Consider the following 21,122-nt stretch of genomic DNA (forward strand, 5'->3'; position numbering starts at 1 on the left):
GGCCGAATAAACAATAGGTCAATGCTATTATTAACATAACAATAATTAGGGGTGACTGTAATGAAAATTGGATTTATTGGTACGGGTGTCATGGGTACCGGAATAATTTTGAATTTATTAAAAACTAATCACCAAGTAACCGTTTATAATCGTACTAAAGCGCACGCCCAAACGGTATTAGATGCCGGGGCCAATTGGGCAGACTCACCGGCGGCGGCTGCACAAAATGCTGAAGTAACTATTTCAATGGTGGGGTTTCCTAAAGATGTCGAAGAAATCTACTTCGGTGATCAGGGTATTTTAGCTGGAGCGCAACCACAAACGATTGTAGTTGATATGACCACCAGCACCCCCGCCTTAGCAATTAAGATTGCTGAAGCTGCGCACCAAAATAATTTACTCTCACTGGACGCACCAGTATCTGGTGGTGACATTGGTGCTCAAAACGGTACTTTAACCGTCATGGCTGGTGGCGATAAACCGGCTTTTGATTTCTTAGTTCCTTTATTTTCGGCTATCGCTCAACGAGTAAGCTATTTTGGCAATGCTGGTAGTGGACAGCACACTAAAATGGCCAACCAAATTATGATTGCCGGGACGATGACTGGATTAACCGAAATGTTAGTTTACGCTCAAAGTGCTGAATTAGACCTCCAAGCTGTTTTAGCCACTCTTTCTGCTGGTGGTGCTGATAACTGGAGTATGGATAACTACGTACCACGAATTTTAAAAGATGATTATACGCCAGGTTTTTTTGCCAAACATTTCTTAAAAGATTTACGCATTGCCCTCCAAGAGGCTGACCGGATGGAACTTAATCTACCTGCTACCAAGTTAGCCAAACAATTATACGAAATCATGGTTAATGTCGATCATCTGGGTGATGATGGTACCCAGGGATTAATTTTGACATATCCTAAATGGAAACCAGTCAAATAAAAAAACGCTGCTACGGCAGCGTTTTTTATTTTATTTTTTCATTGGTAATAGCTTGAATGTATCCTTTAGCAATTTTGTCCATATTTTTATTTAATTTTTTATAATCAGATCTATTATCAATAAAAGCTGTTTCGATCAAACTGTAATCAATATGACGTCTCCGCAAAACATTACAATTACGTAAGTTAGTCCGATAACTATAACCACGATAAGCGGGATTCAATCCAATATATTTTTTGATAACTGCAGCCGTTCGTTTATCTCTTGGAGTAGGCTTTTTCTTTTGAATGATAACATGGCCACCGTGACCACCAGCAGCATCTAAATGAAACATAATAACGGTCGTATTTTTGGGTACCTTATAAGAACCTTTATGATAGACAAATGTATCTCTTACAATGTTATGTTTGGGATTGTAAAACGTAATATCACTACGTTTAGTTTTTTTGGCGTATTTTTTTAATTTAGGTAACATTTTTTTACGTAAATAGTTAGCTTCACTAGCCCCATTACCGCGGGCACCAGGGTCACCAGCACCATGACCCATAACTAATAAATATTTATGTTTTTTAGGTGCTTTTTTAGTGGTTTTAGCAGCTGCTACCGTTGGGGTAACAACGGTTGAAGCTAAGGCCCCCATTCCTAGGGTTCCCACCGTTAATAAGGCCGCCAATACTTTTTTGGTTTTTTTCATTATGTAACTCCTTTAGTTTAATTGTTAGTAAATATGGACTTTAGTTCCCCGTGGCACTTTTTTGTAAATCCAATAAGCATCTGGAATTGTCAATCGAATGCAACCGTGTGAGACAGGTTTACCCAATTTTTTAGCCTCTGACTTAATATATTTACCCTTTTTATTGGTAGGAACCGTGTGGAACAAATAAATACCATTATATAACCAGGACGTCCAATACTTAGCCCCTTCTTTAGACGACTTATTGTAAAAAGACTTGCCTCGATTTTGAATATGAAAGGTGCCCCTTGGCGTTGAATTATAAATACCGGTCGAGCAAACCATCGTATATAGAGCCTTTTTTTGCTTTTTACGCATTACGTAAACTCGTTGTTTCTTAATATTAACTTTTAACCAATCACCCTTTTTCAACTTAGGGTAAGCCTTTTTTTGTGATGGCTTTTGCCAATTAACGGTTTTGGCCTGTGCGATGGTGGCTGCACTCCCCAAACCGATTTCACTAGCCCCCAAAGTCAGAATGGCCGTTAACACAAATATCCATTTAAATTTTTTCAATTCAATCATCCCTCCTATTTATGTTTATCTAAATAATTAACCACGTCGCGGCCTAAGCGATTCATGCCTTGATATTGATAATACTGATTACCACTTTGGGCCATAACGACCACAGTGTAGACCCCCTGTTTGGTTTTAAATAAGGCCGCATCATTTTGCACCCCTTTAGTAGGAAATTCGCCCGTTTTGTTATAAACCTTAGCACCCCGAACCAATTTAGGAAGTTTACTGTGATTTTTACACCCTTGTAACAAAGCCAGCATTTTAGAATCATATTTTGGTCCCAGTAATTGACGTTGATATACTCGCCGCAAAAAGCTAGTTAGATCTACGGCAGTAGTGTAGTTATCTTTTCCCTTATTTATCGCTTTAAAATCAAGCATGTATCGCTTTAAATTGGTGTTTTTAAATTGAAATTTTTTTACAATTTTATTAACGGCACCGATACCGCCCACTCGATGAACTAAACGATTGGTTGCCGCATTATCGGAATTATGAATCATTAATTTCAAATCAGCTTTAGTTTTGGCACTAAGTTTTAACTGTGCCGCTTAGCTTTATCATAAACACTCAGCATCACAAAGACTTTGATAGTACTAGCAGCTCGTTGCTTACCAATTTTTTGATTACCCGTATTCATTTTTAATGGTCGTTTATTTAACCTGGTGACTTTAACAGACCACTTGCCGTGAGCCGCCTTCATATCTCGCTGAACTAATTTTTGAATTGCTATCGTTTCTTTACTCAAGCTAGTCGCATGCACTGGAACCAACCCGCTAAACCAGCTAATAACAATTACTAACACCAGTTTTGTCAACCACGTTAGTCTAATATTACGGCGCATTATTATGTTCCTCCAATTATCGACTTAATTCTTAAATTAATTATATTTTTACTATAAAATAATTGTTACATTAAATTACACTAATAATTATAGCTGAGTTCACTGAATATGTATAGGTTTTTTACTCATTTGCAATAATGATAAATTGTGTCACAATAGCAATGAAACCGTTTGCTGATAAATATAAAAGGAGATTTTAAAATGAACTCAGCCCATAATCAACCCGTAGTTGGTCCTATGTCCTTTGATGATGGAACTATCAATTTCCCAACTGGCAAGCTACCCTTAAAAACTTTAAAGGGCATTTTTGACGTTTTACCGTTTGAATTTGATTTCGTAGATGCCGACAATCAATTTGTTTGGTATTCTGATAACGGGCATCGGCAGGCTCGCCGTGAACCAAGCCAAGTTGGTCATCCCGTTTCAAATTGTCATCCAGCCCAGGCGGTTGATAAAGTCATGGCGGTCCTCAATGCACTAAAACAAGGCAAAGTCGACAAGCTAGTAATGCCTTATCAAAAAAACGGGCATACGAACTATAATGTTTATTATGCGGTTCGCGATGATGATGCTAATTATTTAGGTTGTTTAGAACTCACCATCGATCCAACCGTTTTTGATCTGGATGCCGCAACCAGTATAGCTCAAATTAAAAATTTATTTGCTTAAATTCGATCTGCTATAATATTAGCAATATGATTAAAACCTGTTCCTACACGAAAGGAAACACTATGAAAAACAATGATGAACGTAAACCGCAAACCACCGGTGATAGCCAAAAACCTTTTAAAAATGCAGACGCTAAAAAAAGTGATCAACTAATGTTTTGGCTCTTAATTGCCGTCATTATTTGTTCACCTCTGCTAAGATTCATCCACTAAATAAAAAAACGTTACCTACTAATTAGGTAACGTTTTTTATTTTATAGATTAAGTGCATTGTACATAATGACATATTGTGAGTTACCACATTGATGAGCCATTGGTTGACTAGTTTCAGTAGCCTGAACCGGTTTGGTTGGTAACTGAGTCACTGGTTTATCGGCTTGAGCCTTACCAGCTTCAATTTCATAAATTCCTTTTCCTAAAATTGCCAAAATATCATCTGAAAAAGCTTGAGGTTGATGAGTACTATACAATTTATTATCGTCATGGTTGCCTAAAACTTCTTTTAGGTGTGACAAGCCTTGTTTCCAATCACTCAAAGAGGCACTGTTTTCGCCAAAAATAATACTCATAGAACCACTAGCTAAACCATCACCAGTAAAGGCCATGTGTCGATCAGTATCAACATAAGCTAAACTTCCCTTACTATGACCGGGTAATCCCACCGCCCGCAAAACAGCACCGCCTAATTCCAAAGCATCGCCATCATGAATTTGCATATATTCAAATGAATCTGCCGCTAGCATATTGGCTTTCATGTAATCAACTAATTCTTTATTGTGCTCACTAACGGTCGCCACCGTATTTAACCGTGTTTCAGTCGTAGCATTTTGTTTCATCAATTCAGCATCGGCTGGGTGCATAAAAACTCCTTTAAAGGCCGAGGCACCACCAATATGATCAGCATCACCATTAGTTAGTAAAGCCACGATTTGTTTATCAGTAATTTTACGAATTACTTTTTTTAAGCCGTCATCAATGCCTAATCCAGTATCAATCAAAACTGCTCGAGTAGTTCCGACGATCAATTGTTGAGAAATCGAAACAGTTTCGCTGATATTTTCACTAATATTATAAACGTCATCAGCTAATGACGTTACGGTATATAAATTATCCATTGTCAAACTTCCTTTATTTTAAATGCAAGCGTTTTATAGCCTTATACCACTATCTTACCGAGGTGATGAAGGTCTGGCAAGTTAGGAATGATAAATAGTATTCAATTTTTACTATTTGTTTTTTTTATTATAGCGATAAAAATGATTGTTTTGACTTATGGCTAAGATATTTCTAGAATAATACTTGTAAATAAATAACGAATGAAGGAGAATTAGTTAATGTTAACTTTCTTAAAAAAGGTACCAATGGCAATGTGTGGTTTGATTTTAGGCATCGCCTCATTGGGAAATCTATTTGTTGCTGAAAAAATGACTGTTGTAAGTAATGTCTGCGGCGTCATTAGCATGCTAATGATTGCTTTAATTATCTTGAAAGTTTTATTTGCTTTTAACTCCGTAGCAACCGAACTTCAAAATCCAGTCGCTGCTTCCACTTTTCCCACCTTCACAATGGCTTTAATGGTTATTTCTACCTACTGGGGTCGCTGGGGATTTCATAATTTTGGCTTAACTCTTTGGTGCATTGCCATCGTAATTCACCTAAGTATTACAGCCATCTTTGTTTACCTTCACTTACTTAAACCAGCTGTTAAAATGAAGCACGTCTACCCTAGTTGGTTCGTCACTTTTGTTGGCATCGGCGTAGCACCAGTCACTGCGGCTCAATTTTTACCTAACGTTGGTAAAATTTTACTTTACGTGGCACTCGCCTTCTACGCTGTCTTACTACCAATCATCTTATGGCGCTTATACAGCGAACGTGAAATGCCCGAAGGAACTTTACCTTTGATCACTATCACTGCCGCACCAGCATCACTATGTTTAACTGGTTACTTACTTTCATTTACCACCATTAATTCTATTTTTGCCATTAGCTTAGGTATTCTAGCTCAGATTCTTTATTTTGGTACCTTGCTAGCCATGGCCCGCATTTACATTTCCGCTGAACATTCATTAATCAAATTCTATCCTAGTTTTGCTGCCTTTACTTTCCCATTGGTAATTTCATCAACCGGTCTTTATTACCTATCACAACGCATCGCTGGTTTGCATACTTGGGGGACCGGCTTGGCCTTAGCAGAACAAACTATCGCTAGCTTGATGATTGTCTATGTTCTCTTCCAATATGGTAAATTTCTTTATGGATTGTTTGTTCAATCCCTACATGAAACTGATCACGTCATGGAAATGACTGAAAATAAGTAATCAAAAAGACAACTCGTAGGAGTTGTCTTTTTAATGCTTTAATTTTACCTTACCACAAATATTCCACTGGGTTCTTAATATACTTATTATAGACATCTTGAACCACTTGCATTTGCTCAGTAGTAAAGGCTGGTAGTGCAGCTGCTTCAGCATTTGCTGTGATTTGACTTGGTTTACTTGCCCCCGGAATAACGGCAGAAACTTCATCATACATTAAAATATACCGCAAAGCCATGGCTGCCAAATTATCCGTACCTAGCCGTTGCTTCAACTCATCGGCGGCCTTAACTCCAGTAGCGTAATCAACCCCAGAAAAAGTTTCGCCTTTATCAAAGGCTTCCCCATTACGGTTAAATGAACGATGATCTTCCTTACCAAACTTAGTCTCATTGGTATATTTACCACTCAACAAACCACTAGCTAATGGTACTCGTGCCAAAATACCAACATTAGCTGCTTTCGCTTCTGCAAAGAACTGTTCAGCAGGGCGGAGCCGGAACATATTAAAGATAATTTCAACCGCTGAAATATCGAATTGCAGAGCCTTCATAGCTTCTTCTACTCGTTCCACACTGACCCCATAGTTTTGAATCTTACCGGCCTTTTTCATCTCATCTAATGTCGCAAAAACACTAGGATCGTAGTAAACGCTAGTTGGTGGGCAATGAAGCAATACTAAATCTAATGAATCTACATCCATATTTTTGAGCGAACTATCCACAAAGGCGATCAAATTTTCTTTAGAATAATTAGCCACCGTGTGAGGTTCAATCTTACGACCCATTTTAGTAGAATAATGAATTTCTGGGTGTCGCTTAAGGAATTGACCAACCGCATGTTCACTTAAGCCATCTTGATAAATATCAGCAGTATCAAAATAATTAACCCCAGATTGATAAGCTGCTTCTAGTGTATCCATGGCATCCTGTTCATCAAATGGATCTCCCCATTTTGAACCTAATTGCCAGGTTCCCAAGGATACTTCACTAATTTTAAAACCAGTTTTACCTAATGTTCTAAATTCCATATTCTCTTCCTCCAAAGCTGTTTGATAATCTCATCATAGTTGATAAATTCAGGGGTTACAATGTTTGCACACATAAAAAAGCTACCGAAAAATTCGGTAGCTTTTGATATTATTGCGAATCGTCCGATTCACCTAAAACTCGTTTCAAAGCCGCAATCCGTTCATCTAGTGGCGGATGATCATCCATCATTCTCGACCACCAAGATCGCTTATGTTCTTTGCCAAATAGCGGTTCAACTAGGTAAAGTCCGGCCGCTTGTGGTGACAAAACATTAGCTGCTGGTTGAGGTCCCTGGAGTTTTTCAAGAGCACTAATTAATCCTTGAGGATTACCAGTTAATTCCGAACCAGAGACATCGGCGAGTGATTCTCGTTTTCTGGATAAAACTTTTTCTAACAAATAACTAATGGGTAGCCCCACTACTAAAATAATTCCGCCTAACGCCATCATGGCAATACCAAAATAAGCTGACGTATTATCTTTTTCGTCGCTACTACGATAGTAAGACATTGATTGACCGACTCGCATTAAGCCATAGCCCATCAAACTAATAAAGCCCACTAAAGCAATCGACAACGTGGTCACTCGAATATCATAATTTTTCACGTGACTCATTTCATGAGCAATCACGCCTTCTAATTCTTCTCGATTCATGATATCTAATAAGCCTTGCGTCACTGACACACTCGCCTTATTTGGACTCATTCCGGTAGCAAAAGCATTCGGTGAGTTATCCGGAACCACATATACCCGGGGCATCGGCATCCCAGATGCAATACTTAATTCCGTAACGATGTTATAGACTTGTCGATACTGTTCGTTAGGTGAATTCTCAAAGATTTCTTGCCCTTTATTCATTCGAATAATTTCTTGGCCACCCTGCCAGTACCGGTACAAAATATAAAGCACCAAAAAGACTTCTAGCCAAATCATGACTTGGGCCACTGTGACCATGTCACCACTAGTTAAGACGTACGCAACCACGAAAAAAATTACGTTAATCAATAATAAAAATAAGGCAATAGTCCAAGCCGATCGCCGTTTATTAGCACTAACTTGGGCCCCCAAGGTATCCAATTTAGCCACTTAAATCACCTCAGAACTTAACTTCTGGAACTTTTTCATCAGCCGCATCAACTGGTAATTGATCGCGTTTAGAAAAACCAAACATACCGGCAAATAAATTAGCTGGAAATGATTGGATCTTGGTGTTATAGTCTCGAACTACTCGATTAAAGTTAGTCCGGCTAGCGGCAACTCGGTTTTCAGTAGTAGTTAATTCTTCTTGTAATTGGCTAAAGTTTTGTGAAGCCTTCAAATCAGGATAGTTTTCAGCGATAGCAAATAACCGACCTAATCCAGCGGTAGCAGAATCATTGGCCTTCACTCGTTGAGCTAAATCAACGTTATCATTAGCCATCGTTTTGGCATCATTTTCCAAGCTAGATAGAGGTTCACTGGTTCCAGCATTACGAGCTGCAATGGTATCCATAAAAGTATCATGTTCATGCTTAGAGTAGCCCTTAACGGTATTGACCAAGTTCGGAATCAAATCTGCCCGTCGTTTCAATTGAACGCCGATTTGACTTTCGGATTCATCCACCATGTTCCGGGATTTAACCATGCCGTTATAAATTAAAATTCCAATAACCACAATTACGGCAATAACAACTAGTGCAATAATCATTGTAAATCCTTCTTTCTGTTGGCGGCTATGGCCGCTGTTTTCATTAGTGTATCAAGGTATGTATTAGGTAGCAAGAAAGATAATCAAATATTAATTTGTTTCGATACAGAATTATGATTTTTTCTATAATAAATCAAAATTAACAATGAAATATCTAACAAAATTAAGTATATAGAGAATGAAACCGAAGCAATTGTCCATCTGGTAGCAGTGATCAAACTAGAAACATCCGTAAAAATACCACCTATATAATATATAGACGCTTCTGACTCCGGAGAACGCCAAATTTTAACAAACGTAGGAATAGCTGCCATTAAATCACTAAAAATGGAAAATACAATAGCTAAATTTGGATCTTTAGACAAATACCATACTATTAAAGATAAAACAGATAAAATTCCACAAATATAGTCCAAGTAACTTAAAGACCAGTAAGAACTTTTATTAATGAATGACGCAATCAACACTAATAGTGGCATAAATCCGGCCATAAATACGGGTACTATTGGTTTCCAATCAGCTCCAGCAGATAATGAAGCAAACGTAGAAATCATCGGAGATATCGTCCATAATAACCAAGTTACACGATTAGGTTGTACTTTCCCTTGAATTGTATCGAACAAATAAAATGATCCACAAATAAATGATACTATAGCACCTAATATTGTGATAAAACTCATCATATAAAAACATCCATCCTTTTTAAGTTTTAAAAATAAAATTAAAACAACAAAAATAATTATAGACTACAATGACAAAAATTAAACAATCAAATTTTATTATTGAATCTTATTATCACAGCTACACGTATAAATCAAAAAGGTTTATACTAATTGTGTATGTATGAACAAAATAAAAAGACAATCTACGATTGAATTTAATCAATAGTAGATTGTCTCATAATACTTCAATTTTAAGCTTTCGAGTTTAATTTATCTCGCGCTTTCTTGAAGTAATACATTTGAAGCATACAAAATAATGACTATGTCAGGAATCACTATCTTGTATTATATATCTGATGACTATGTCAGGAATCATTAGATATATACGTGATAACTATGATCAGTAATTATCACATTGCAACAACTTAATTATTTTCTAGAAGATTGCTATTTCTATAGCTGTCTTTTTATTTTTAATTAAAATGCTCCAATGTAATAACTACTATAAGTAGTTATTACAACATATTTTACGATTTAATTCAAAAATTTTTGAGGATTATCTTTAAAATCGTTTATTTTAATGATTTTGGTTTCAGACGATCCTTCCTTAGATATTTGAAACTCTCCGGATTCTACTTCTTTTTTGCCGATAACAGCATAGTATTTAGCTTTGACTCTAAAGGCCTCTTTAATTTGTGATTTTAATTTTCTATCTTGATAATTTTTTTCACCAAAAATACCTTTTTTTCTAATAGAATCAAGAATAGTAAATGCTAAGTTATCTCCTTCTTTATCTGCAGCTGCAAAGAAAATATCGGGAGAATCATTAGGTATAATATCAGGATTTTCTTTTTGAATTAAAATAAGTAATCGTTCGACACCAATACCATATCCAATTCCACCTTCATCAGGTCCACCCAACTGTGAAATCAATCCATTGTATCGTCCACCACCACAAACTGTCACGTAATCTCCTCCAAATGCATCAGAGTCAGACATAATTTCAAAGATAGTGTGTGTATAATAATCAAGCCCACGAACCATATTAGAATCAATTTCGTAACTAATATTCAATTCATCTAATAATGACTTCACCTCATTAAAATATTTTAATGAGTAATCGTTTAATGAATCCAAAATAGAAGGCGCATTCTCTACTATTTTTTTATCATTTTTATCCTTACTGTCTAGAACTCTTAAAGGGTTTTTATACAGTCTAGATTTCGAATCTTCACTTAATTCATCATAAAATGGTTCTAAATATTCAATAAGACTTTTTCTATAATTTTCTCTTGTTTCATTATCGCCCAAAGAATTTATAGCCAATTTTAAGTTATCAATACCTAATCTGTGGAAAAATTCAATAGCCTCAGAAATAACCTCTACATCAATTTGGGGAGATTCACTATTTAAAGCCTCGCAACCTATTTGAGTAAACTGACGCTGACGTCCAGACTGCGGACGTTCATATCTAAACATCGGCCCCATATAATAAACCTTATATGGTTTAGGATATTCAGGTCCGAAAAGTTTGTTTTCAACATAGGATCTAACAACTCCCGCTGTACCCTCAGGTCGTAAAGCTAAACGTCTACCACCTTTATCCATAAAATCATACATTTGTTTTTCAACAATATCAGATGTATCCCCCACGTTACGAGCAAACACATTATAATCTTCAAAAATAGGAGTTCTAATTCCTCTATAACCATACTCGCGAAATGTTTTCTCTGCTATATTTTCAACTTTTTCCCACAATTGTGATTCACCCGGTAAAATATCTGCTGTACCTTTTGGTTTTTGATAATTAAGTTCGACCATATGAATTCTCCTTTCAAAAAAAAAGCGCCCTCTAAAGTATTTTATATACTTTAGAGGGCGCTAAACCGCTGTTCCACCTCAATTTACAGTATCCTCAAAGACACTGCCTCAGTAAGTTTGAAAATTCAAACTCAAGCTATAACGTTGCTCAACGGAATTTACTAAATTCATTATATTCATATTTTAGACTTAGAAACGAATGTGAATTACATTGAAAACCAGATTTCATCATATACTGGATCTCTGTTTAAATTACAACAATGATTTTAAGTTCGTTTTAATTAGTCACATAATACAATATTGTCTTTCAACATGTCAAGCTATTTGCCCGCCTTAGGATAAACAGGATTAGCATCATCATACTCATAATGACTAATATGCCCCTCCTGCATCCATTTGCGTAATCTATCAACTTCTTCAGCATGATCTGGATCTAATAACTGAGGGAATTCATGGCGAATTGTATTATCATATCCCGCAATATTTATTTCTCTAGGCTTTGTATCTTGAACAAAGTCAAAAACTCGTCCAAAAATAATGTTTTCAGGGTGCCATACTATACCATCACGCAAAGCAATCATAAATTCTCCACATGGTGCTCCAGTAATAAATTTCGCACTAGTAACATCAGACTTTTCAACTGTTAGTAGTTCATTTTTATTCATCTTATAGACTCTCTTAACAGATGTTAGATAGATATCAATACTTGTACCATTATTATCTAGAACAACTTGGCTAAGTTTGTCATTAATATCATCAATATATTCTGATACAAATTCAGGAATTTTATCGCTTGGAATGACTGACTCAATCACTTGTAAATTATTATTAACTGCAATCGTCATGATAATCTCCAATCTTTAAATACTAATCAGGAGTTATTAGTATTTAATTTTTCCATCTTTTGATAATGATTCATATCCCATCTTATCAAGCCATTCTGGGAGTGTAATGTTTTCCATGATATCCATATCTTTATCAGGAGTAAGAATAGAGCCACCAGGAATCGAATCAATAGGCATAGCAATGTAAGGCGCAACGGTGATTGCGTTACCAACTTGACCTGGTTCCATCATTGCATGAGCAAATCCAATCCATGAGCTTGTAAATACGGCACCGCCATTTTCACCAGTTGTGTTTTCACCACAAGCAGCGATTGACTTAGCCATAGCTTCACGACGACCTTTTAAATATTCAATCAATTCATCTTCATTAGGTGTTTCCCATACACCAGCATCTTCAACGTACATGCTGGAATACTTAGTAGGGTCTTTTGCAAATGAGATTGCAATAGCTGACCAAACACCATATCCTTGACCAGGCTTCATATCGGCATCATTCTTTGGACGTTCTGCAGTAACACCTTTATTAGCACAAACAATGAATGAACCCGGAGCTGGGTAATGACGCATATCATCTTTAGTACCAAAATATTCAACAAGAGTATCTTGTAAAGGCTTTGCGTCATAAATAGGAAGTTCACTACCATCCCATTGTTTTTCAGTAAACAATGGTTTAGCTTTATCAATTTCTGGGTTATGTAAAATATCGTAACCTAGAACAGTACCTTGTACTCCGGAAAAACTTGATGCTGTAGTCATATTAATTTGACCGATATAAGCATTCTTAGTTTCAGCACGGTCGTATGAAACGATACCATCAAGTACCATATCATCTGTCTTATCAACAACGCCTGCATCTACTTTCAAACCAGAAACATATCCAGCACCAATATTATCTGGTTCCATGTAACCACGTGACCATTTCTTATAGGGACTGATAGAGGTGCGATCAACACCAAGTGAATGTAACTTTGCTTCTAATTCTGACATATATGAAACCTCCAAATGTATTATTTGAAAAACTTCAAGAAAGCGCTTTAATGTTGTTTACAAGCATATGATAACACAAGTTAATAAATTAACAAGGCTATTTTCATAAATTATTTAATTATTTTATATAGTAATTCCAAAAAGTTTATACATCAATGTTTTAGTACATTTAAGTAAAATAAAAAGTATCAAATTCAAGAATTAGGCTGAAGGAATTCATGAATTTGATACTTTTTTAATTATTTATGAAATTAATGCATAGACACCGTAAATCCCCACCACAATAATGATTGCGGCAAAAATCCATTCTCCACGAGTAAATACTCGCTTATTATGTTGTTTTCTTGCCCATACGTAGAATGGAATACCAATGGCATAAACAATAAACGCAATTGCAATATATCTAATACCGGCTGAAAATGCCATAATTAAAGTATACAAGAACGCTAGAACGCCAATTATCATGGCCTTCTTTGGTGAATGTTTTGAACCTTGATCGAATTTTTTGGTCTTATGACTAATCTTTAACAGATACATTTCTGAAATCAAATAAGGTGGAATGGTCATTGTACCAACAACGGTTAACAGCATTTGATAAGCATTCAAATCAAAGTGAGCAAAAATAATAACAATTTGAATTACTAAAGTAGCCATAAGTACTGAAAAATCTGGAACACCATTTTTAGATACATGTGCAAAAGCTTTTGGGAATGACCCATCTTCTGCAGCAGCGTGTTGTGGCAACTCCGCTGACATTTGAATCCACGAAATCCAACTTGAAAATACAGCAAAAAGCAATGCCACAGTAATCACATCACGACCAATAGTACTATGCCATAAGTCAGTTAAAATATATGCCGTAGATGGTGATGTTAAATTGGCCAATTGACCATATGAATAAACACCAAGCGACAACATACCAACTAATGTGTACATAACAATACAAATCACAAAACCAGCAATGGTTGCCTTAGATACTTGCTTAGGATCTTTTGCTTTCCCTGACATAACAACAGCACCTTCAACACCACCAAATAACCATAGTGTAACCATCATAGTAGCCATAACCTGGTGAAATACACTTCCCATTGGTTTATCACTAAGAGATGGAACGGCCTTTGTCGCATTTGCATTAGTAGTAAATGTGGTTAAATTAAAATGTGAAATAACAGTTACTAAAAATACCACAATAACAGCTAACAAAATTGCGGTTGCTACTTTTTGAACAGTGCTTGAAACTTCAACACCCTTTAAAACCAACGCCGATAATGCCCAAGTAATAATTGAAGCACCAATGACAGAAGGCCAATTATTTCCTCCAGTAAATGTACCTGGGAAGAAATAATCAAGAGTACTCATTGTTAAAACAGCATATGCCGCATTAGCTGCACACTCACATATGAAATATCCCCATGCAGTAAAGAAACCTGTAAATGAACCAAAACCAACTTCGCCATACTTATATAATCCAGCGGTTAAATCCGGTTTTACATCACTAAGAATTACAAAAGTTTCTGCAATAAACCAAATACCAATAGCCGTGGTAATCCATGCAATTATTTGTGCATTAACCCCAGCAACAATCGACATATTTTTAGGTAAATCAAATACACCAGAACCAACCATTGCGCTGACACAAAGAGCAACAAGGCCGACGAACCCCATTTTACCTGCTTGAACATTCTTTGACTTTGAATCGTCCATAGTGCAGACACCCTTTCTTAAAAGCATTAATAAATGCTTCACATATTTAATTTTTGTAAACAACATGTAGTCAGCGCTTTCAAAGTTCATTATTACACTATTATCTTACTAATACAACAAAAATTAGCCAATCAGTAATTAAATGATATATCACAACTGATAGACTAATTTATGTCCTAATTTCTTATAATCACTTATTTCACAACACATCCAACGGTTGCTTCTTAATCGGTTTTGGATAGTATTTCGCAATTGCTTGCCACTCAGTCGCACTTAACTCTAAATCCATGGCCGCCAAATTAGCCAATACGTGTTTTACTTGGCTAGACTGTGGAATAGCCAAGGTTTCACCATTGCGAATTACCCAGGCTAACATCAACTGAAAAACCGAAACTTGGTGGTTAGTTGCAATCTCTTTTAAAACTGGATTAGCAAGCAAATGATTACCTAACGTATCCGCTTGAGCGATTGGTGAATAGGCAATTAGCGGTAACTGATGAGCTTGCATCCACGGTATTAAATCATATTCAATTCCTCGTGAACCCAAATTATACAGCACTTCATTAGTAACACAGTGATTACCGTTTTCAATTTGCCACAGGGCTTGCATATCTGCGGTGTCAAAATTAGAAACGCCCCAATGCAAAATTTTTCCGGCCTTTTTAGCGGCTTCCATTGCGGCCACCGTTTCGGTAAGAGAAATATTTCCCGTCCAATGCAGTAAGTATAAATCCAAATAATCGGTGCCCAAACGCTGTAAACTCGCATCTAAACTTTTAGGGAGTAAATCCATGGAAGCATTCCACGGATAGACCTTGGAAATTAGATAAAGGTCGGAACGAACAAACGAAGAAATCGCTTCCCCCACTAAGGTTTCCGACCGACCTTCACCATACATTTCAGCAGTATCAACTGCCACTACCCCTCGTTTTAAGCCCTGCTTAATTCCCGCCTGTAAGGCCGCAATTTCTAAGGATCGTCGGCTAGTATCATCCCCCATATGCCACGTTCCTAGTCCCATTGGTAATACTTTTTGCCCGGCCAAATTTACCATTTTCATTTGTTAACGCTCCTTTACTAGCTTTAATTATCACTTTACCATTAGTCCCCCTGATAAAAAAAAAAAACATCCGGCACTGGATACTTTTTAATATTTCACTGTAAAATTTTGGGGTTGTTGAGCCACCACTAAGGGATGTTTTTCTAAATAATCCGTAATTAACTCTGTCATATCCATATTAACCTCACGCACTACTTTATCCGCTGAAAACATCGGGTAGTCACCGCCACCGTTACCCCGGTACTGATTCATTGTGATCAATAAAGTTTGATTAGGGGTCACCGGTTGGCCATGGTATTGTAACTGGATTACTCGCTCGCCCACTGGACGGTTTAAATCAAAAGTGTACTCAATCCCCGAGTAAAAATCATAATTAAAATGCTGGAACTTGGGTTTTAAAAAAGCTGCTGCTACCACTACTCGATTAGCTTGCAACGCAAAGTAGCTGGCACTCCGTTCTAATGCTAACTTCAAATCGGCACCACTAATCCGTTCTACTACCAAAGTATTAGGATAAACGTAACTATTTAGCACTTGTCTAATAGTTATCACAGACCCATAACCATGCACTTCGTCATTAAAAAGGGCCGTCGCTGCAATATCGGTCTTAGTGGCTGCCATTTGTACTTGATTAATAAATTGTAAGTACGCATGCCCTTCCAGTCGTGCTTTTAAGGGATCAGTGACAATCATCTGGTCACCCACCACTCGTCCAAGTGGTTGATCCAACCAATGTTGCATATCATTCTCCAATTGTAGGGTATTGCTCATTAACGTCGGATCCGGAGCTTCAGTTGCCGTTGCCAGTAATTTAGCAGTAGAATTCGTCACTTGGTTATCGGCATTTAATTGAAGTTCAATCAACCCCACCATTTGACCACGTTCCCCCGGCTGAGTTACTGGCACTCCGTTAATTAGTTGGGCAATTTGACGATGTTGATGTCCCGTTATCAAAGCATCAATCCCAGAAACCTCAGTTAAAATGCGAGAACCTTCATTTTCATTAGTTAACGGTTCCGTGGCTAAGCCAGTGTGAGGATCATATTCTAAGCCGCCATGATACGAAACCACCACCACATCAGCCATCTTTCGTAACTTTGGTACCCACTTTTTAGCGGTAGCTAGGGCTGATTCAAATTTCAAGCCGGGAAGATGTTCTGCTCGTTCCCAGCGGGGGACAAAGGCGGTGGTCAGGCCGAGGATCGCGATCTTAACGCCTTGTTGTTCAATAATTTGATAGGGTTGATCCACAATATGTTGCGCCCTTCCCCCCTTGATATTAGCGCCTAATAAGGGGTAATTTCGCTCTGTTTCAGTGGAACGAAGATAAGCTAAGCCATAATTAAATTCATGATTACCTAATACTCCCGCATCATAGCCGATGTCAGCTGTAATTTGCGAAAATATACTTTGCTTAGCAACCGGCAGCTTTTTCACTACATAACTAGTTAATGGTGAGCCTTGAATCCAATCACCATTTTCAATAGCTATTACTATCTCATCAGCCGATGCCGTTTGTTTGTACCGTTTAATAATCCCCGCGGCCTTAAGCATGCCGTATTCTGCTACGTTAGTTTTGGTACTGTAATTAGTAGGATATAAATATCCATGGACATCACTAGTAGATAAAATTTTAATTTTCATTTTAAACTAACTTCTTTCGTAACCAACCCGATAGACTATCAATGGCTAACACCATGATAATAATTCCCAACAAAATAATTCCGACCCGCGGCCAATTTCTAGTCTGAATGGCAAACAGCATCGGCGTACCAATGCCTCCCGCCCCAACCATTCCCAGAATAGTAGCGGAACGAACGGCAATTTCAAACCGATACAATGTATAAGAAATGAATTCGGGTAAAATAGTCGGTAACGTTGCTAAAGCAAAAACTTGCGTTGCATTACCTCCTACACTTACAATAGCCTCTTCAGCGCCGTCATCCATATTTTCAATAGCTTCACTAAATAGTTTTCCTAACATTCCCACTGAATGAACTCCCACAGCTAGTACTCCCGCATACGAACCGGGCCCAACTGCTTTAATAAACATGATCGCCAATACAATTTCGGGAAATGTTCGGATTAACGTTAAGACAAATTTGCCACTGGTCGAACGGACGTGCCATTTTTCACTTGGACTTTGAGCAGCCCAAAAGGCGAACGGAACACTAATAACCGCTGAAATAATAGTTCCCAAAAAGGCAATTGCTAGGGTTTGGACAATTAAAGATACTAAATCTTCGCCACTACCATTATAGACATAGGCCCAATCGGGATGAAAAATACCTGAAATAATAGATTTAGATACTGAACTAGCCGATGCCTGAATGCCACTTAGCTTTAGTCCTTGCAGCGACCAAACATAAATAATCAAGACAATCAAAGCCCAAAAGAGCCAACCGTAACGGTCATAGTAACTTTTTTTAATTGTTAATTCCGGTGATTTTTCCATTACATTAATCGCTCCCTCAAGTAATTACTAATGATATTAATGATAAAGACTACCACTAAGGTCATAATGATAATTACTGCTGTTTGACTATAGTTAAATTCATTTAATGAGCGCTGTAAGTACACCCCAATTCCGCCGGCACCCAAATATCCTAGAACCGTGGAAGCTCGGACATTAATTTCTAAAGTATACAAAAAATAACTAATAAATTGGTTAAGGACCTGCGGGACAACCGCGAAATGAATGATTTGTAATTTACGTGCCCCCACAGATTTCATAGCCTCGATAGGGCCTTCATCAATGGTTTCAATAACTTCATAAAATAATTTAGAAACCATCCCAAACGAAAAGATAGCCAAGGTCACCACCCCGGCGGTAGCGCCAATACCAAATACCGCGACAAAAATGGCGGCTAATAACAAGTCGGGTAAGGTTCGGACCAAATCCAACCCAAACCGCACCAGCCCCCGGATCCATGAATTTTGCACAATATTGCTAGCAGCTAAAAATGCCAATGGGATTGCAAAGCAGGTACCAATTGTAGTCCCAATAATGGCCATTTGGATCGTTTCTAAGATAGGTTGCCCAATAATAGTAATGTAAGCCCAATCGGGATGGGCCATTCGGACTAACAAATTGGTGAACTGATCTAAATTACCCCAAAACATGGCCAGATCCACCCCGGCTACTTGTGCCGATAAAATAATTAATAGCCCGGTAATTATTACTAGACTAATAGTTTTAAGATGATACTTTTGCCACCAAGATTGTCGTGGCAACCGCTTCATTACATCCATGCTGTCCTCCTACATTGGCTGATAAATTTGATTTAGATCCTCTTCCGTTACCTGATCAATGGGTTCGTCATATACTAATTGACCAGCTCTCATTCCCACAATCCGATCCGCATATTTCAGAGCTAACGGTACTGAATGTAGATTAACAATCACTGTAATGCCATCTTCTTGATTTAATTTTTGCAAATCATTCATAACCGCTGTCGTCGTTAACGGATCCAGCGACGCAATCGGTTCGTCAGCTAAAATAATCTTGGGATCTTGCATCAAGGTACGAGCAATTGCTACTCGTTGTTGCTGACCGCCCGACAATTGATCAGCACGCATATAAATTTTTTCTAACAAGTTAACTCGATCCAACGCTTGGGCGGCTTTTCGCTTGTCGGCTTTAGAATAAAGACCTAAGATGCTTTTCCAGGTAGGATAATAACTAATTTTGCCCGATAAAACGTTATGTTCCACGCTAGAGCGCTTAACCAAGTTAAAATTTTGAAAAATCATCCCGACTTTGCGCCGCAACTCCCTTAATGCGGTTCCTTTCAGCGTGGCCACTTCAACCCCATCCACCAACACCTTACCGGAACTGGGGCGGTGCATTTGATTAATCGTCCGCATTAAGGTACTCTTGCCAGCTCCTGATAGCCCTACCACCACCAAAAATTCTCCTGGATTAACTTTTAAATTAATCGCTTTTAATCCCACCGTACCGTTGTCATAAACTTTATTAACATTTTGAAATTCAATAATTGGTTGGGCCTTCATCTGGTATATCCTCCAAAAAAATGGCTGGAAATACTCAATAATCATATTTCGGCAGCCATTTCTATTATTAATTTTTACGTTCTCAATTTAATTAATTATCTAATTTCGCAGCTTCTTTGTCGTATTTACGAATAATATCAAAGTTACTATCTTTGGAATCAACATATCCTTCGTGACTATAGACACTCGAGATGATTTGGTGACCTTTCTTGGTTTTAGCAATATCTTTAAAGGCTTGCGAAATTTTCTTTTGCCATTTTGCACTCATATCGCCTCTAACCGTGATGGTATCATTAGGAATTTTATCAGTAGTATAAATCGGTACTACTTTTTGCATTACGTCCGGTTCATCTTTTTGCACTAACTTGCGTGCCCCTTGGAAAACAAAGGCGGCATCGGTATTTTTGTTATATACCGACAAGACCCCTTGATCGTGGCCTTTTACTTGTACCGTTTTAATCTTATCTTTGTTGATGTTAACGCCGTGATTAAGCATTTCTACCGCCGGATAAATCCAGCCAGCAGTGGAGGTAGTATCTTGCGTAGCAATAGTTTTATTCTTTAAATCCTTAAGATTTTTAATCCCGCTATCTTTGCGAACCAAGATTTGCGAACGATAATAGTCAACTAATTGTTTAGTGGCTTGGTCATTGGGCTCCTTAACTCCATACCGTTGTGCTTGTAATAAGACCTTAGCGTTATATTGTTTATGGGCCAAAACATAAGCATCTGGTGGCAAATAACCCACATCGACTTTCTTAGATCCCATTGCTTCCACAATGGTATTGTAGTCAGTGGAAACAGCGACTTTTACCGGAATCCCCAATTCCTTTTTCAATAGTCCTTCTAGGGGTTTAGCCTTAGCCTCAATTGTGCCCGCATTAGACGATGGCACAAACTCAACGGTTAACTTCTTAGGAGTGTAGTTGGTACTCTTTTGAGCCGTTTTACCACAGCCGACAAGGCCAACGGACAATAAAAGCAACGAAGCCGCAACAATTCCGTATTTCACATGGTGGTTAGATATCATCAAATGGTCCCTCCAAAAATATATTATCGTTCCTGGTTCATGAAATATCTTAGTCCATACGAACGAACTTAGTCAATAATAATTTAATTTAAGTTCGTGTTTTATCGTTTTAAAAGCTTATATACAGCTTTAAATTATTTTTTAAACAACAAACACGAACTATATTCCTTAACAAGCACGAAAAAAGCCTCTTGTCTGTTCAGACAAAGAGGCTAGTTTTTAGTTGCGTTGATTTAGAGGTTCCCTAAATAAAGGGAGCACTT

Annotated in this window: 23 protein-coding genes; 4 read left to right on the forward strand and 19 right to left on the reverse strand. The window is 37.6% G+C overall.

The features are described from left to right. The first annotated feature begins 60 nt into the window (after nucleotides 1-60). Nucleotides 61-939, forward strand: coding sequence for an NAD(P)-dependent oxidoreductase (locus HII32_RS02385; protein ID WP_172187923.1), 879 nt, complete (start codon nucleotides 61-63; stop codon nucleotides 937-939). A gap of 25 nt (nucleotides 940-964) precedes the next feature. Here HII32_RS02385 and HII32_RS02390 read toward each other — a convergent pair whose 3' ends face one another. From HII32_RS02390 to HII32_RS07800, 4 genes are read right to left on the reverse strand one after another with little or no spacing between them, the layout of a single operon-like run. Next, a complete protein-coding gene (locus HII32_RS02390) occupies nucleotides 965-1,633 on the reverse strand; it encodes an N-acetylmuramoyl-L-alanine amidase (RefSeq protein WP_172187925.1) in 669 nt (222 codons plus the stop codon). Between the two features lie 24 nt (nucleotides 1,634-1,657). Next, nucleotides 1,658-2,188, reverse strand: coding sequence for a L,D-transpeptidase (locus tag HII32_RS02395; protein WP_246224796.1), 531 nt, complete (start codon nucleotides 2,186-2,188; stop codon nucleotides 1,658-1,660). Between the two features lie 14 nt (nucleotides 2,189-2,202). Then, nucleotides 2,203-2,691, reverse strand: coding sequence for a serine hydrolase (locus HII32_RS07795; RefSeq protein ID WP_246224839.1), 489 nt, complete (start codon nucleotides 2,689-2,691; stop codon nucleotides 2,203-2,205). Nucleotides 2,692-2,726: 35 nt separating this feature from the next. Further along, entirely contained in the window at nucleotides 2,727-3,032 is a 306-nt protein-coding gene (locus HII32_RS07800) for a serine hydrolase (protein WP_246224797.1), read from the reverse strand. Between the two features lie 201 nt (nucleotides 3,033-3,233). Here HII32_RS07800 and HII32_RS02405 point away from each other — a divergent pair, with 201 nt between their 5' ends. Both HII32_RS02405 and HII32_RS02410 read left to right on the forward strand, forming a co-directional pair. Further along, nucleotides 3,234-3,701 carry a PAS domain-containing protein gene (locus tag HII32_RS02405; RefSeq protein ID WP_172187929.1) on the forward strand — a complete coding sequence of 156 codons (468 nt, stop codon included), beginning with the start codon at nucleotides 3,234-3,236 and terminating at the stop codon, nucleotides 3,699-3,701. A 62-nt stretch (nucleotides 3,702-3,763) separates the two neighbouring features. Further along, complete coding sequence (locus HII32_RS02410) at nucleotides 3,764-3,913, forward strand: hypothetical protein (RefSeq protein ID WP_172187931.1); 150 nt, start codon at nucleotides 3,764-3,766, stop codon at nucleotides 3,911-3,913. 41 nt (nucleotides 3,914-3,954) lie between these two features. Here HII32_RS02410 and HII32_RS02415 read toward each other — a convergent pair whose 3' ends face one another. Next, nucleotides 3,955-4,815 (reverse strand): MBL fold metallo-hydrolase, encoded by an 861-nt coding sequence (locus HII32_RS02415; RefSeq protein WP_172187933.1) that lies wholly within the window; start codon nucleotides 4,813-4,815, stop codon nucleotides 3,955-3,957. Nucleotides 4,816-5,034: 219 nt separating this feature from the next. On the opposite strand from HII32_RS02415, the gene HII32_RS02420 reads away from it, so the two are divergent. After that, a complete protein-coding gene (locus HII32_RS02420) occupies nucleotides 5,035-6,021 on the forward strand; it encodes a TDT family transporter (protein WP_172187935.1) in 987 nt (328 codons plus the stop codon). A 49-nt stretch (nucleotides 6,022-6,070) separates the two neighbouring features. On the opposite strand, the gene HII32_RS02425 is transcribed toward HII32_RS02420, so the two are convergent. The 14 genes from HII32_RS02425 to HII32_RS02490 form a co-directional block, all read right to left on the reverse strand. Further along, a complete protein-coding gene (locus HII32_RS02425) occupies nucleotides 6,071-7,048 on the reverse strand; it encodes an aldo/keto reductase (protein WP_172187937.1) in 978 nt (325 codons plus the stop codon). A gap of 109 nt (nucleotides 7,049-7,157) precedes the next feature. Then, complete coding sequence (locus HII32_RS02430) at nucleotides 7,158-8,135, reverse strand: M48 family metalloprotease (RefSeq protein WP_172187938.1); 978 nt, start codon at nucleotides 8,133-8,135, stop codon at nucleotides 7,158-7,160. Nucleotides 8,136-8,145: 10 nt separating this feature from the next. After that, nucleotides 8,146-8,736 (reverse strand): LemA family protein, encoded by a 591-nt coding sequence (locus HII32_RS02435; RefSeq protein WP_172187940.1) that lies wholly within the window; start codon nucleotides 8,734-8,736, stop codon nucleotides 8,146-8,148. An 83-nt stretch (nucleotides 8,737-8,819) separates the two neighbouring features. Beyond that, a complete protein-coding gene (locus HII32_RS02440) occupies nucleotides 8,820-9,419 on the reverse strand; it encodes a hypothetical protein (RefSeq protein ID WP_246224798.1) in 600 nt (199 codons plus the stop codon). Between the two features lie 513 nt (nucleotides 9,420-9,932). After that, nucleotides 9,933-11,219 carry a histidine--tRNA ligase gene (gene hisS, locus HII32_RS02445; RefSeq protein ID WP_172187942.1) on the reverse strand — a complete coding sequence of 429 codons (1,287 nt, stop codon included), beginning with the start codon at nucleotides 11,217-11,219 and terminating at the stop codon, nucleotides 9,933-9,935. Nucleotides 11,220-11,539: 320 nt separating this feature from the next. Then, entirely contained in the window at nucleotides 11,540-12,064 is a 525-nt protein-coding gene (gene hdcB, locus HII32_RS02450; RefSeq protein WP_172187944.1) for a histidine decarboxylase maturation protein HdcB, read from the reverse strand. Nucleotides 12,065-12,100: 36 nt separating this feature from the next. Beyond that, complete coding sequence (gene hdcA / locus HII32_RS02455) at nucleotides 12,101-13,051, reverse strand: histidine decarboxylase, pyruvoyl type (RefSeq protein ID WP_172187946.1); 951 nt, start codon at nucleotides 13,049-13,051, stop codon at nucleotides 12,101-12,103. Between the two features lie 243 nt (nucleotides 13,052-13,294). After that, on the reverse strand, nucleotides 13,295-14,755 hold the full coding sequence (gene hdcC / locus HII32_RS02460; RefSeq protein ID WP_172188755.1) for a histidine-histamine antiporter: 1,461 nt from the start codon (nucleotides 14,753-14,755) through the stop codon (nucleotides 13,295-13,297). Nucleotides 14,756-14,954: 199 nt separating this feature from the next. Next, nucleotides 14,955-15,815, reverse strand: coding sequence for an aldo/keto reductase (locus HII32_RS02465; RefSeq protein ID WP_172187948.1), 861 nt, complete (start codon nucleotides 15,813-15,815; stop codon nucleotides 14,955-14,957). Nucleotides 15,816-15,902: 87 nt separating this feature from the next. Further along, complete coding sequence (locus HII32_RS02470; protein ID WP_172187949.1) at nucleotides 15,903-17,459, reverse strand: bifunctional metallophosphatase/5'-nucleotidase; 1,557 nt, start codon at nucleotides 17,457-17,459, stop codon at nucleotides 15,903-15,905. Nucleotide 17,460: 1 nt separating this feature from the next. Then, a complete protein-coding gene (phnE, locus tag HII32_RS02475) occupies nucleotides 17,461-18,270 on the reverse strand; it encodes a phosphonate ABC transporter, permease protein PhnE (protein WP_172187951.1) in 810 nt (269 codons plus the stop codon). Further along, nucleotides 18,270-19,058 carry a phosphonate ABC transporter, permease protein PhnE gene (phnE, locus tag HII32_RS02480; RefSeq protein WP_425483260.1) on the reverse strand — a complete coding sequence of 263 codons (789 nt, stop codon included), beginning with the start codon at nucleotides 19,056-19,058 and terminating at the stop codon, nucleotides 18,270-18,272. The genes phnE (HII32_RS02475) and phnE (HII32_RS02480) overlap by 1 nt, the downstream gene beginning before the upstream one ends. A gap of 18 nt (nucleotides 19,059-19,076) precedes the next feature. Further along, nucleotides 19,077-19,829, reverse strand: coding sequence for a phosphonate ABC transporter ATP-binding protein (gene phnC / locus HII32_RS02485; protein ID WP_172187954.1), 753 nt, complete (start codon nucleotides 19,827-19,829; stop codon nucleotides 19,077-19,079). A 91-nt stretch (nucleotides 19,830-19,920) separates the two neighbouring features. Beyond that, a complete protein-coding gene (locus tag HII32_RS02490) occupies nucleotides 19,921-20,859 on the reverse strand; it encodes a phosphate/phosphite/phosphonate ABC transporter substrate-binding protein (protein ID WP_172187956.1) in 939 nt (312 codons plus the stop codon). Nucleotides 20,860-21,122 lie beyond the last annotated feature (263 nt).

It is taken from the genome of Lentilactobacillus kribbianus, from assembly GCF_013184075.1.
In the GTDB taxonomy this organism is placed as follows: domain Bacteria; phylum Bacillota; class Bacilli; order Lactobacillales; family Lactobacillaceae; genus Lentilactobacillus; species Lentilactobacillus kribbianus.